The sequence below is a fragment of the Acinetobacter lactucae genome, assembly GCF_013122135.1.
In the GTDB taxonomy this organism is placed as follows: domain Bacteria; phylum Pseudomonadota; class Gammaproteobacteria; order Pseudomonadales; family Moraxellaceae; genus Acinetobacter; species Acinetobacter lactucae.
In genome coordinates, this window is sequence record NZ_CP053391.1 from 3,104,466 (window position 1) to 3,116,535 (window position 12,070).

Below are 12,070 nucleotides of genomic sequence, written 5' to 3' on the forward strand. Positions count from 1 at the left end.
TATTTCATTACATACCAACCGCCAAGGGTGCTTCATGCCCAATCTTGTCGTTTTTAGTGGAAATGCTCATCCACAGTTCGCTCAAAAAGTCGTAAGTCACTTACATATCCCTCTAGGTGCTGCATCAGTCGGTCACTTTTCTGATGGAGAAATTTCAGTAGAAATTACTGAAAATGTTCGTGGTAAAGACGTATTTATCGTTCAGCCTACTTGTGCCCCTACCAATGATAACCTTATGGAAATCTTGGTTATGGCAGATGCTTTGCGTCGTGCAAGTGCTGGTCGTATTACCGCTGTTATCCCTTATTTTGGTTATGCTCGCCAAGACCGTCGTCCACGTTCTGCACGTGTGCCGATTACAGCTAAAGTTGTCGCAGACATGCTTACCACTGTTGGTATTGACCGTGTCGTGATGATCGACTTACATGCTGACCAAATTCAAGGTTTCTTCGATATTCCAGTCGACAACATCTACGGTACTCCTGCTTTGCTTGCTGACTTACGTCAACAACAACATGACAACCTTATGGTGGTTTCTCCTGACGTTGGTGGTGTAGTACGTGCTCGTGCTGTTGCCAAACAGATGGGTGACATCGATTTAGCAATTATTGATAAACGTCGTCAAAAAGCCAACGAGTCGCAAGTTATGCACTTAATTGGTGACGTAAAAGATCGTGATTGCGTTATCGTAGACGATATGGTTGATACTGCGGGTACATTGTGTAAAGCAGCTGATGCGCTTAAGCAATTTGGTGCACGTCGTGTAGTTGCATACGCAACTCACCCTGTACTATCAGGTAAGGCTATTGAAAACTTACGTAATTCAGTTATTGATGAACTGGTTGTGACTGATACCATTCCTCTTTCTGAAGAAGCATTAACCTTAGGCAAGATCCGTCAGGTTTCTGTTGCTAGTATGGTTGCTGAAACGATTCGTCGTATTAATAACGAAGAGTCTATCAGTGCAATGTTCGATAGTTTATAATATTGCAGCTTTTTATAAACCCTAGCCTTGGCTGGGGTTTTCTCTCACTAAACTGGTCGCAAGTTTAGTCTATTTAAACTTTAATGAGGATTTACTCATGGCAAACTTCGTATTAAACGCTCAAGCGCGTGCTGAAGACAAACAAGGGAAAGGTGCGAGCCGCCGCCTTCGTCGCGAAGCTTTAATTCCAGCTATCATTTATGGTGGCAACGCTGAGCCTGTAACTGTTACTTTAGAACTTCGTGAGCTTGTAAAAGCTTTAGAAAGCAATGCTTTCTTTGAAGAAGTTGTAGAAATCAAAGTGGGCGACAAAGTTGAAAACGTTAAAATCCAAGCGTTACAACGTCACCCATCTAAAAACACTCCTATGCACGCTGACTTCAAACGCGCATAAGTGTTTAAAGGCGTAGATTAGTGTCAAATATTTCGCTAATTGTTGGTTTGGGCAATCCTGGTTCAGAATATGCCCAGACCCGCCATAATGCAGGTTTTTGGTTCATAGAACAGCTTGCTGATAAATATGGCATTACATTAAAAAATGATCCGAAATTTCACGGAATCAGTGGACGTGGTAACATAGAAGGACACGATGTCCGTCTACTTCTACCCACTACATTTATGAACCGTTCTGGACAAAGTGTAGTTCCATTTGCAAAATTTTATCAAATTGCTCCCGAAGCAATTTTGATTGCTCATGATGAACTAGATATGAACCCTGGAGTTATTCGCCTTAAAACAGGCGGTGGTCACGGTGGGCATAACGGTTTACGTGACATTGTTCCTCATATTGGTCCAAATTTTCACCGTTTACGTATTGGGATCGGACATCCTGGCTCGAAAGAGAGAGTTTCAGGTCACGTACTTGGAAAAGCACCAAGTAGTGAACAAAGTCTGATGGATGCAGCAATTGATCATGCCCTTTCTAAAGTGAAGCTACTTGTTCAAGGACAAGTTCCTCAGGCAATGAATCAAATTAATGCATATAAACCCACTTAAATTGTTGAACAATCATGCTTGCTATCTTGCTTTTTTAGGAGCAAAATGCGCATCAGCCACTTTGCCAACCGCAAAAGCTAAAGATTTCACCATAAGATCTACATCTTAGGTCTACTCAGGAGACGCTAGCCATGCTATCTCGTTTATTAAAATGCAAAATTCACCGTGCAGTTGTAACCCATGCTGAGCTTCACTATGAAGGTTCTTGTGCAATTGATGGCGTATTGATGGATTTAGCTGGTATTCGTGAATATGAAGAAATTCATGTTTGGAATGTAACCAATGGCAAACGCTTCACGACTTATGCGATTCGTGGTGAAGATAACTCTGGCATTATTTCAGTAAACGGCGGTGCTGCACATCAAGCAGATGTTGGCGATTTAGTTATTATTGCTACGTTTGGTGATTTCACCGAAGTTGAAGCAAATGCTCACAAACCACGTTTGGTATATGCAAACCCAGATAATACAGTCAACCACACAGCGAATTGCATTCCTGTACAAGTTGCTTAATAAAGATTAAAAAAGAAAAGCCCGTATTAACGGGCTTTTTTATTTTTATAAATCCTAAATAGTTCTTTTCCACCAGTTCTTTTGCTTTTCACAATTTAAAGGTTGAAGCCCCTCTCCTCGCAAATCAAACAGAATCGCCTCACCTTTAGGGTTTACCTTAAATTCAGCGTATTTGGCTTTTTCATAACATTGAGCCAAGCCTTCTGCAAACAAAAAACTACGAGAAGCAGGATATAAAGCCTGCAAACGATTTTCAGGATTTTTTAAAATTAACCTCTGCCCAGCAAATGAATTATTGATATCTAAAATGGTACGAACTACGCGATTTTGTGAATCCAAAATAATTTTTGCGGGAACAGAAGAGCGATTAAAAACCACCTGTTCTAGTGCTTCACTTTCACTTCCAGCAAGAGCTTTAAGAGATTGTAAATGTAACTCATAAGCCAATGCCATATAGTCACCTTGTAAAATTGAACGAGGATCAACTGGTTTAAGCTCAATGAAAATACTTTTACTATGGTGCAGATGCCATTCGTTTTTGACTACTAACGCTGCAAAAAATAACATCGTGGCTAATGCAAGAATAAGAGAAAAATACTTTTTCATTGTTTCTCTCCTTCAATAAGACCATTTTTATTTTCACGGTCAAGCAACCCAGACAGAGCCAATAGAAAAACACCAGAAATAAAAATAGATAAACTCTTAGCAAGAAAAGTTATTTGTAGGTTGTAATAGAGCTGCCAGAACACTAAAACGAATACAGCTAAGCTAACTCCATAAACAATCCGATCTTTACTTTTTAATGCCCACGTTAAAATAGTAAACAATATGAAAATTTCGAAATATCCCAATGCAATAAGTAACACACCAAAAATTAAAAAAGCGAAAAATATGATTCCCTGAAGTTGTCTATATAAATGAAAAACACTAAAGTAAAGTAACCAAACACTAGGCAGAAAATATAGAACCCACCTATATTGATCTATCGAATTTTCTGGAACAAGTCCCATAAAAGTATCGAAAAAAGAAGCTACTAGAATGACGACTAGCACACATAAAAAAATACTACGCTCATATAGAACTAGTGATTCTCTCTTAGGTAAGAGTACCAAACTAAAAACAAAATAATTGAGCAAAGTTAAATTTAAATAGGTTTGAGTAGAATGTATTGACCATAATGAATGGTCCAGTTGTAGCAAATAGATAAAAGCTATGCCATACGTAGCAAGCATTTGAATTAAAATGAAAAACCAATGTGGTTTAAAGAAATAACTAATACATAGAATAAAAATCTGTGCAATTAAAACCCATAGCATCTGATCTGTTTCTGAACCAAGATGAAATAAGAAAGCAGTCTGTCCACTGATAAATAAACAATAAGCAAATTGTCGAAAGAAATAACGTTGCGATTTTTTTAAAAGCACGATAGCAAATGCTACAAAAATAATTCCAATCACTAAAGAAATGGCTTCCCAAAATACGAGCGTAAAAGCTGCAAGCGCTAAACCCGCAAGCCAAGCACCAATTGCCATTGGAATGATATAAAAGCGGCTTTGACGAAAAATTTTTATTAAAAGATAGCTAATCAGCGCAAACCAAATAAAAATAATGCCCGCAATCAATAAAAAGATGAACTCATTAGAGTCTTTAAATAGATGATTAATCCCATCTACAAGCCATATGGTAGCCGTTACACCAAGAACAGCAGCCATTAAACTGGCACATAATTGATCATCTTTTTTGAAGAAATAATAAAAAGCGATTATTCCTGAAAAGAAAGCAGAGATCAGATAAGGAATATTCTCATTCGATAAATATTGAATCATTCCAATGATTGAAATAACTGCAAACCAAGCAATAAAGACAAATCGTAAAGCACGATATTTCTTTATACATATCCAAAACTCAATAAGGCTTAATAAATTTAGAGCAAATAGATATAAATAGGGAAATTTTTCTAGCCAAAAAGTCTGCTTAAAAAATAAAAAAAGTGTAAGTTGGCTAGTAATACAAATTAAAGCAAAGATTCCAATATTGGGTCGATATAGCCAAGGTAATAACAGCAATGTCCAAATTAAAAAAAGCAAATAGCTGTCTGCACCAGTTTGATAAATCTGCCCAATTACAGCCAGACTTAAGCCTATCATCAAACCACAAACGCTATGTAAGGTCTGCCTAACCCCATCTCTTAAAGTATCTTTTATGCTGAACCAAGCTGTGACAACTAATATAGTGGGCGGGATAGCGAGTTGAATACTGTCTGGAAGCATCAACCAATTAGCAGCAATTAAATACAGAATGCTTACCGCCATAAATACATAACTGAAAATATGGAGATGCTGAATAAATGAGCTATTGGTCAGAGGATAATAGTCTCTTCTCTGCATGAAACACCTATTTTATTTATAATTTTCTATAAAAAACATAGCATTCCATTTTCATATCAACAAGTAAGCTCTTGTTAAAAAGCCTAATTCTATTTATGAAAATACTTATTCGTAAAGAAACTTAGCATTCTATAAAAGCATCTAGCCAATTTTATCAAGCGCGCTATAATGAAACCCATCGCTTCAGGGCGGGGTGTAATTCCCCACCGGTGGTAAAGTTAATTTTTCTAAATAGATTAACAAGCCCACGAGCTTAAATTGTGTAATTTGAGCAGATTTGGTGAAACTCCAAAGCCGACGGTATAGTCCGGATGAAAGAAGACGACGAACTGGGATAAATCCGTTTTATTTCAGTGCCAGCCTGTTTTTACATCAGTCCTGAAATGTTCAACCGTATTTTTACGAGAGCGTTTCATTATGTCTAGCTTAATTCAACCAGAACTTTTTTTCTCAGCCCTCTCTCCTGCTGAACAACGCATTCAACAAGCATTAGAAGATATCCGTCAAGGCAAACCTGTCTTGGTAATGGATGACTTCGACCGTGAAAATGAAGCAGATTTAATTGTTGCAGCTGAAACACTAACTGTTGAAACAATGGCACGTATGATTCGTGACGGCTCAGGTATCGTATGTTTATGCCTAACAGAAGAGCTAGCAGATCATCTAGAACTCCCTCCAATGGTTTCTCAAAACTCAAGTCAGTTTCATACTGCTTTCACAGTAACAATTGAAGCAGCTCAAGGTGTGACTACTGGTGTTTCTGCTAAAGACCGTGTTACTACCATTCAAACTGCAATTAAAGATGGTGCTGTCGCAAGTGACTTAAATCGTCCGGGTCACGTTTTTCCATTACGTGCACGTCATGGTGGCGTACTTACTCGTCGAGGCCATACAGAGGGAACAATTGATCTAGCAAGACTAGCTGGGCTTAAACCCGCTGGCGTGTTATGTGAATTAACCAACCCAGATGGCACGATGGCGTCGGGCATTCAAGTTTTAGCATATGCTCAAACTCATCATTTAACTGTGATTACGATTGAAGAACTGGTTCAATACCGCCAACAACATGGTATTTAAATAACAAAGGTTTGGCTTTAGATTAAAGCCAAACCTTTAAATTCAAATTTGATAATATTTAAGATACTTTCTTTTGGGTTGCCTGCCCTTCAACATATTCCAAAAGTTCAGAAAATTGCGTAATCATTGCTTTTGGTTGTGCTTGAGCGAGCTCTTCAGGTGTTCCATAACCATAAGTTACTGCTACCGCTTCAATACCATTATGACGAGCACCCAAAATGTCATATTGGCGATCGCCTACCATTAAGCATTCTTCAGGGTTTAGTTGCTCACGCTCAAGAATATAATGGATAAGCTCAGCTTTATTTGTGCGCTCACCCGTTAACTCACTCCCATAAATATGTACAAAGTATTGGCTTAATTCAAAATGATCCAAGATACGTTTTGCATAAATCGTTGGTTTAGCGGTGGCGACAAATAAACGATATCCTTCTTTTTTTAATGCACTAAGCGTTTCTGCAACAGATGGATATACTTCATTTTCGAATAAACCTGTAACCGAAAAACGCTCACGATAAGCAAGTAAAGCTTGTTCAGCTAAAGCATCATCTTGTGTGTCTAGAAGTTTCGCTAATGATGCTTTTAACGGGGGACCAATTGTCCAGTCAATATTTAAATCGGCGGCCAATGGATAGCCCAACTTATCCATTGCATAACGAATTGAAGTATGGATTCCAACTTTTGGGTCTGTTAAGGTTCCATCTAAATCAATCAAAATATGTTTTATAGCCATTCAATCACTAACCCAGTAAAGTATTTAATTCAATTGGTCGAGAGTTTAATCAAACTCTCTTATACTAACGTAAATTTAAATTGAAAAGGAAATAACCGTGCGTCCAACCGTACTTTGTTTCTCGGGTTTAGACCCTTCAGGTGGTGCAGGTTTACAAGCCGATATCGAAGCAATTGGACAAAGTGGTGCCCATGCAGCAATTGCATGTACTGCCCTCACCATTCAAAATTCACAACAAGTATTTGGCTTCGAAGCAACCTCAAAAGAACTTTTATTAGCACAAGCCAATGCAGTTGTAGGTGACTTACCCATCAAATGTGTTAAGTCAGGCATGCTTGGCACGACAGATAATATTGCTGCACTAGCTGAATTTTTACGTGCTCACCCTGACTATCAATATGTACTTGACCCTGTTTTAGTTGCAAATAGTGGTGGCTCTTTAGGTGATCAAGCAACTCTCGTTAAAGCTTTCGTTGAGCTGATTCCCCTAGCAACACTTATTACTCCAAATACCATTGAATTACGTGCTCTAACAGGTATTTCTGATTTAGATCAAGCAACTCAAAAGTTATTTGAAATGGGTGCTAAAGCTGTTTTAGTCAAAGGTGGACACGAAGATACACCAGATCATATTAAAAATAGTTTATACATTAACGGTGAACTGGCAGCGACTAGTAGCTGTCCTCGCCTTGAAGGTGAATATCACGGATCAGGTTGTTCTTTAGCTAGCTTTATCGCAGGGCGTTTAGCTTTGGGTGATTCTTTAAAAATTGCGGTACAACATGCTGAAACATGGTTATTCGGTGTTTTAAAAAATGCGGATACCCCTGTACCAAACGGACAAAAGATTCCAAAACGTTTTTAAAAAGCACAAAAAAGGCGCTTAAAGCGCCTTTTTATTAACCTCAATTATTGAGGAATACGTAAAACTTGTCCTGGGAAAATCTCATCAGGATCTTTTAACATTGGTTTATTTGCTTCAAAGATTTTTGGATACTGATTTGCATCACCGTAAACTTCTTTCGCAATTTTTGAAAGGTTGTCACCAGATTTCACTGTATAAAATTTACTTTCTGGTTCAGGCGTTGCAACAGTCATCTGGTCATCTACTTGTGCCACATGATCAATGTTCCCAACAATAAGAATAATTTTTTCTTTATCTGCTTGGCTTTTTACCTGTCCTTTAATAGTCGCGGTATCGGTAGTACCGTTATAGGTTACAGATAAGCCTTCTACCCCTAAACCTAAACTTTTAATTAAACCTAATAATTTATTTGCAACTTCTTGTGCAGAAGGTTCTGCTGGTGTTGCTGGAGCTGGTTGTGGTTCTGCTGGTGCGGTATTTTTTTTGCCAATACCTTTTACAAAATCAAAAAGACCCATCTTTTAGTCCTCATATTATTGTTTATAGTAAAGTCATTAAACTGACCTTTATTGTTATACTTCAAAAAAGTTATACCTCTGCTATCAATTGAGGTTGATCTTGTAAAAATATGTATCTCTTAATTTTTTTAAAATAAAAAAAGCCACCTTACGGTGGCCTTCTTTTTATTCAGCAATATGCGAATTAACCAAGTTTTTTAGTTACATAGTCAATTGCAGATTGAACTGTAGTGATTTCGTTAGAATCTTCATCAGGGATAGTGATGTCGAAGTCGTTTTCGAAAGACATAACAAGTTCAACTAAATCTAAAGAGTCAGCACCTAAGTCATCCATAAAAGATGCTTCGTTTTTAATCTCTTCAGCTTTAAGACCAAGTTGTTCTGCAACCGCTTGTTTAACGCGTTGTTCGATATCGCTCACAGGAATTCTCCTCATTGCTTGTGGCGTTTAATTTGCCACTAGTTTAATTGAATATAAAAATTTTTAAAAGTTTATACATCGGCGTTAGGCCATGTATAAACCACCATTTACATGTAATACCGTACCGGTAATGTAACCTGCTTTATCACTTGCAAGGAAACTCACCGCATTTGCGATATCTTGTGGCTCACCTAAGCGATTTAAAGCCACTTGATCACTCATTTTTTTGCGAATGTCTTCACTAAGTGCATCTGTCATTTCTGTTGCAATAAAACCTGGCGCCACACTGTTTACAGTAATTTGGCGGCTACCCATCTCTTTTGCAAGGCTACGGCTGAATGCTTCAATACCTGCTTTAGCAGCAGAATAGTTCGCTTGGCCTGGGTTTGCAAAGTGAGCTACAACAGAACTGATATTAATAATTCGGCCAAAACGTGCCTTCGTCATCCCCTTAAGCACACGTTTAGATAAACGATAAACTGCTTTCAGGTGAATGTTGAGAATGTCATCCCAATCATCTTCAGACATACGAAGCAACAAATTGTCTTTCGTAATACCTGCATTGTTAACTAGAACAAGTACAGGACCATAGTTCTGTTCAATATGAGAAACGACTGCTTCAATCTCATCAAGATTACGCACGTCGAGCGCCAAACCTGCACCTTGTTCACCAAAGCTATCACTTAACTTTTGTGCACCAGATTCAGAAGTCGCAGTACCTACAACAAAATAACCGTCTTGAATAAGTTGCTGGGCAATGGCAGCGCCAATACCCCGACTCGCGCCCGTTACTAATGCAACTTTGCGTTCTTGTGTCATGCAATTTTTCCTTCTGCCACTAAAACAGCATTTAGGGCATCTTCCATTTTGCTCTTACTATCAATAGAAAAAGCTTTTTCAATATTTGGTAAACGCTTTGCGAGATTACTCAATACTGTACCCGGGCCACATTCAACAATGTAATGTATGCCTTGGTTTTGTAAAAACTGCATCGTGTCTGTCCATTGTACTGATTGGTACAATTGTGCAGTTAACGCCTGACGCAATTGAGCAACATCGGTAGCTATTCCCGCGTTGACATTTTGTATTACAGGAATGGTAGGTAGCTCAATGGCAGTTTGTTCCAAAGCTTCTGCAAATTTCTCCGCAGCAGGTTTCATCAATGAACAATGTGAAGGAACCGATACAGGTAAAGCAATTGCTTTAGCAGATTGTTCTTTTGCCAATGCCATAACTTGTTGTACAGATGCAGTACTACCCGCAATTACAACTTGGCCTTGTGAATTATAGTTTGCAGCTTCTACAGAACCCTCACCTGACGCACTCACAGTTTGGCAAAGCTCAACTACTTTTTCATCAGCCAAACCAAGAATTGCAGCCATAGCCCCTTCCCCTTGAGGAACGGCACTTTGCATGAGTTTGCCACGCAAGTTAACTAGTTTAACTGCATCCGCCAAGCTCATAGAGCCTGCAGCTACTAATGCACTGTATTCACCTAGTGAATGTCCTGCAAGGTACTTAGGTGCCAGACCACCTAAATCAAGCCATACACGCCATAAAGCGATGCTGGCAGTTAATAACACAGGTTGGGTATTTTCTGTTTGGTCGAGACCTTCGCCACTTTGCGCAATATGCCACAGATCAAATCCAAGAGCATCTGAAGCTTCCGCAAAGGTTTGCCCGACCCCACTAAACTGTTCTGCTAGTTCAGCAAGCATACCGACTTTTTGTGAACCTTGACCAGGAAACACAAATGCAGTTTTTGTGGCTAAAGCTACTTGTTCAAGACGTTTAGCAGACATAAGAAATCCTTTTTTGGGTTTTCACTCATTTCTGGAGCGGAAATTTAACATGTTATTTATATATTTATAATTGCGAAAAACAACAAAAAAAGGGAGCTTTCGCTCCCATTTTTTCTATACTTAAGCATCACGCTTAATGCATATCATGCAATTATTCAGCATCAGCTGCTTTAGCGAATAATTGACGACCACGGTAGAAACCGTCTTTAGTCACATGGTGACGACGATGAGTTTCACCAGTTGCTTGGTCTACTGTTAATGCATTCTCGGTTAAAGCGTCATGTGAACGGCGCATGTCACGGCGAGAGCGACTTTTACGGTTTTGCTGAACGGCCATGATGGCTCCTTACAAAGATCGAAAAAATGGATCAGAACAAATTCAGTTGTCTTATCTCACAATTATAACACAAATTATGAGTTAAGTTTACCCTTCAAACCTGCCAAAACATCAAACGGATTATCCCGTTTTTCTTCGACAACATTCTGAATGGTAGGTTGATGTTTATGTTCACAAGCATCATGCTTGGGAGATAAAGGCATCAACAATAACAGTTCATCTTCTAGTAATGCGAGTAAGTTAATCGAGGCAGGCGTATCATAATCGCCTTTCGTCGAAGACTCACTTTCACCTAAAACGATGAAATCAGCATCCTCATCCAAGCGCTCTATCAGTGACTCATCATCCACTAATGCAATATGGAAGTCTAAGACAAGAGGCATTTCAACAGGTTCCAAACAACGTTGGCACTCCATTGGAACTTTCGTGTCCATGTGACCGTCCATCCACACAATGCGATGATATGCATCCATTGATAGCTTACAGTCTATGTTGATCAATTGATTATCAATTGATCCAACAGCTTCACGAGCGATACGAGCAAAGCGAGACAAGGGCAGTTGACCTGACCATGTAAAGCCTTGTTCAGCCCATTTAAACGGCTCAATCTGTGCCGGAAAGGTATTTGCTGACATAATTAAGGCGGCAATTCTACAAATTCATCGGTACTCTGTCAAAGATTAAGATACAATTTTGCACTTCTTTAGACAGAACTCGGGGTAAATTAAGCAATGCACCTGTTGCAGCCGCAACCTGAAGTTAACACTTCATTACTCGTTTGCACCCATTCAACTCATCAGAACACTCTTGTACCTGACCTAGTGCAACTCTCACCATGGTCAAGCTCAAAATCGGAGTCTGAGCAAGTTGATTGGCTTATTTTACACTTTAATCACTGGTTTTCCCACCATAATGTGACATTAGTTCGTGGTGATTTTGAACCTGAATATTTCCCAGCCACAAATAAAGAACCCGCTAAGATCCAATTTGCTCACGGTTTCTTTAATAGCGCTTTGCATGAAATTAGTCACTGGTCTATTGCGGGTGAAAAAAGACGTCTATTACCAGATTTAGGATATTGGTATGCACCTGATGGTCGTACTCAAGAAGAGCAAAGTTTATTTGAACAAGTAGAAATTAAGCCTCAAGCGATTGAATGGTTATTTGCACAATCCTTTGGCGGAAAATTTAGAGTATCTCTTGATAACCTTACGGGTGATGGCGGAGATGGCAAACTATTTAAAGATAATGTCTATGCTCAAGTGCAACGTTACTTTTCGGGCGAAGCTAAGTTGCCCCGTGATGCAGCAGCATTTATTGGTTTTATTTGCCAATGTACACGTTCGGGTACACCTTTACAATTAAATGAATTTAAACGTGAACTCCTTGATTAATTGACAAAAAAACTACGTTAATTGCTTGCCTAGGTTATTTAAA

General features: G+C 38.9%; 16 protein-coding genes and 1 riboswitch. Of the genes, 7 read left to right on the forward strand and 9 right to left on the reverse strand.

Features of this window, described 5'->3' with window-relative positions:
* The first annotated feature begins 34 nt into the window (after positions 1–34).
* The 4 genes from HLV59_RS14535 (at position 35) to panD (ending at position 2,493) form a co-directional block, all read left to right on the forward strand.
* Positions 35–985, forward strand: coding sequence for a ribose-phosphate pyrophosphokinase (locus HLV59_RS14535; protein ID WP_002120445.1), 951 nt, complete (start codon positions 35–37; stop codon positions 983–985).
* A 97-nt stretch (positions 986–1,082) separates the two neighbouring features.
* Positions 1,083–1,379 carry a 50S ribosomal protein L25 gene (gene rplY, locus HLV59_RS14540; protein ID WP_002120443.1) on the forward strand — a complete coding sequence of 99 codons (297 nt, stop codon included), beginning with the start codon at positions 1,083–1,085 and terminating at the stop codon, positions 1,377–1,379.
* A 20-nt stretch (positions 1,380–1,399) separates the two neighbouring features.
* On the forward strand, positions 1,400–1,981 hold the full coding sequence (pth, locus tag HLV59_RS14545; RefSeq protein ID WP_016142034.1) for an aminoacyl-tRNA hydrolase: 582 nt from the start codon (positions 1,400–1,402) through the stop codon (positions 1,979–1,981).
* 131 nt (positions 1,982–2,112) lie between these two features.
* Positions 2,113–2,493 (forward strand): aspartate 1-decarboxylase, encoded by a 381-nt coding sequence (panD, locus tag HLV59_RS14550; protein ID WP_016142035.1) that lies wholly within the window; start codon positions 2,113–2,115, stop codon positions 2,491–2,493.
* 54 nt (positions 2,494–2,547) lie between these two features.
* On the opposite strand, the gene HLV59_RS14555 is transcribed toward panD, so the two are convergent.
* Both HLV59_RS14555 and HLV59_RS14560 read right to left on the reverse strand, forming a co-directional pair.
* On the reverse strand, positions 2,548–3,099 hold the full coding sequence (locus HLV59_RS14555; protein WP_031947529.1) for a GDYXXLXY domain-containing protein: 552 nt from the start codon (positions 3,097–3,099) through the stop codon (positions 2,548–2,550).
* Positions 3,096–4,880: a DUF2157 domain-containing protein gene (locus HLV59_RS14560; protein WP_171430253.1), complete on the reverse strand. Its 1,785-nt coding sequence runs from the start codon at positions 4,878–4,880 to the stop codon at positions 3,096–3,098. The genes HLV59_RS14555 and HLV59_RS14560 overlap by 4 nt, the downstream gene beginning before the upstream one ends.
* Positions 4,881–5,056: 176 nt before the next feature.
* Positions 5,057–5,207: riboswitch (FMN riboswitch) on the forward strand.
* Between the two features lie 90 nt (positions 5,208–5,297).
* Here HLV59_RS14560 and ribB point away from each other — a divergent pair.
* A complete protein-coding gene (gene ribB / locus HLV59_RS14565; protein ID WP_061875332.1) occupies positions 5,298–5,957 on the forward strand; it encodes a 3,4-dihydroxy-2-butanone-4-phosphate synthase in 660 nt (219 codons plus the stop codon).
* Positions 5,958–6,015: 58 nt separating this feature from the next.
* On the opposite strand, the gene HLV59_RS14570 is transcribed toward ribB, so the two are convergent.
* Positions 6,016–6,690: an HAD-IA family hydrolase gene (locus HLV59_RS14570; protein WP_057105518.1), complete on the reverse strand. Its 675-nt coding sequence runs from the start codon at positions 6,688–6,690 to the stop codon at positions 6,016–6,018.
* Between the two features lie 97 nt (positions 6,691–6,787).
* On the opposite strand from HLV59_RS14570, the gene HLV59_RS14575 reads away from it, so the two are divergent.
* Positions 6,788–7,555, forward strand: coding sequence for a hydroxymethylpyrimidine/phosphomethylpyrimidine kinase (locus tag HLV59_RS14575; RefSeq protein WP_057105519.1), 768 nt, complete (start codon positions 6,788–6,790; stop codon positions 7,553–7,555).
* Positions 7,556–7,599: 44 nt separating this feature from the next.
* On the opposite strand, the gene lysM is transcribed toward HLV59_RS14575, so the two are convergent.
* The 6 genes from lysM to HLV59_RS14605 form a co-directional block, all read right to left on the reverse strand.
* Positions 7,600–8,073 carry a peptidoglycan-binding protein LysM gene (gene lysM, locus HLV59_RS14580; RefSeq protein ID WP_016142041.1) on the reverse strand — a complete coding sequence of 158 codons (474 nt, stop codon included), beginning with the start codon at positions 8,071–8,073 and terminating at the stop codon, positions 7,600–7,602.
* Between the two features lie 184 nt (positions 8,074–8,257).
* On the reverse strand, positions 8,258–8,494 hold the full coding sequence (acpP, locus tag HLV59_RS14585) for an acyl carrier protein (protein ID WP_001279871.1): 237 nt from the start codon (positions 8,492–8,494) through the stop codon (positions 8,258–8,260).
* A gap of 84 nt (positions 8,495–8,578) precedes the next feature.
* On the reverse strand, positions 8,579–9,313 hold the full coding sequence (gene fabG / locus HLV59_RS14590) for a 3-oxoacyl-ACP reductase FabG (RefSeq protein ID WP_002120395.1): 735 nt from the start codon (positions 9,311–9,313) through the stop codon (positions 8,579–8,581).
* Entirely contained in the window at positions 9,310–10,296 is a 987-nt protein-coding gene (gene fabD, locus HLV59_RS14595) for an ACP S-malonyltransferase (RefSeq protein ID WP_016142042.1), read from the reverse strand. Before fabD ends, fabG begins: the two co-directional genes overlap by 4 nt.
* A 151-nt stretch (positions 10,297–10,447) precedes the next feature.
* Positions 10,448–10,633, reverse strand: a complete 186-nt coding sequence (gene rpmF, locus HLV59_RS14600; RefSeq protein ID WP_000290730.1) for a 50S ribosomal protein L32 — start codon at positions 10,631–10,633, stop codon at positions 10,448–10,450.
* A gap of 74 nt (positions 10,634–10,707) precedes the next feature.
* Positions 10,708–11,268 (reverse strand): YceD family protein, encoded by a 561-nt coding sequence (locus HLV59_RS14605; protein ID WP_002120393.1) that lies wholly within the window; start codon positions 11,266–11,268, stop codon positions 10,708–10,710.
* A 96-nt stretch (positions 11,269–11,364) separates the two neighbouring features.
* Here HLV59_RS14605 and HLV59_RS14610 point away from each other — a divergent pair, with 96 nt between their 5' ends.
* Positions 11,365–12,027 carry an elongation factor P hydroxylase gene (locus HLV59_RS14610; RefSeq protein ID WP_171430254.1) on the forward strand — a complete coding sequence of 221 codons (663 nt, stop codon included), beginning with the start codon at positions 11,365–11,367 and terminating at the stop codon, positions 12,025–12,027.
* Positions 12,028–12,070: the final 43 nt, after the last annotated feature.

Excerpts from the sequence above, each read along its gene's own strand:
- HLV59_RS14535 (WP_002120445.1), top strand. The coding sequence starts at position 35 with ATGCCCAATCTTGTCGTTTTTAGTGGAAATGCTCATCCACAGTTCGCT.
- rplY (WP_002120443.1), top strand. The coding sequence starts at position 1,083 with ATGGCAAACTTCGTATTAAACGCTCAAGCGCGTGCTGAAGACAAACAA.
- panD (WP_016142035.1), top strand. The coding sequence starts at position 2,113 with ATGCTATCTCGTTTATTAAAATGCAAAATTCACCGTGCAGTTGTAACC.
- HLV59_RS14555 (WP_031947529.1), bottom strand. The coding sequence starts at position 3,099 with ATGAAAAAGTATTTTTCTCTTATTCTTGCATTAGCCACGATGTTATTT.
- HLV59_RS14560 (WP_171430253.1), bottom strand. The coding sequence starts at position 4,880 with ATGCAGAGAAGAGACTATTATCCTCTGACCAATAGCTCATTTATTCAG.
- ribB (WP_061875332.1), top strand. The coding sequence starts at position 5,298 with ATGTCTAGCTTAATTCAACCAGAACTTTTTTTCTCAGCCCTCTCTCCT.
- HLV59_RS14570 (WP_057105518.1), bottom strand. The coding sequence starts at position 6,690 with ATGGCTATAAAACATATTTTGATTGATTTAGATGGAACCTTAACAGAC.
- lysM (WP_016142041.1), bottom strand. The coding sequence starts at position 8,073 with ATGGGTCTTTTTGATTTTGTAAAAGGTATTGGCAAAAAAAATACCGCA.
- fabG (WP_002120395.1), bottom strand. The coding sequence starts at position 9,313 with ATGACACAAGAACGCAAAGTTGCATTAGTAACGGGCGCGAGTCGGGGT.
- fabD (WP_016142042.1), bottom strand. The coding sequence starts at position 10,296 with ATGTCTGCTAAACGTCTTGAACAAGTAGCTTTAGCCACAAAAACTGCA.
- rpmF (WP_000290730.1), bottom strand. The coding sequence starts at position 10,633 with ATGGCCGTTCAGCAAAACCGTAAAAGTCGCTCTCGCCGTGACATGCGC.
- HLV59_RS14605 (WP_002120393.1), bottom strand. The coding sequence starts at position 11,268 with ATGTCAGCAAATACCTTTCCGGCACAGATTGAGCCGTTTAAATGGGCT.
- HLV59_RS14610 (WP_171430254.1), top strand. The coding sequence starts at position 11,365 with ATGCACCTGTTGCAGCCGCAACCTGAAGTTAACACTTCATTACTCGTT.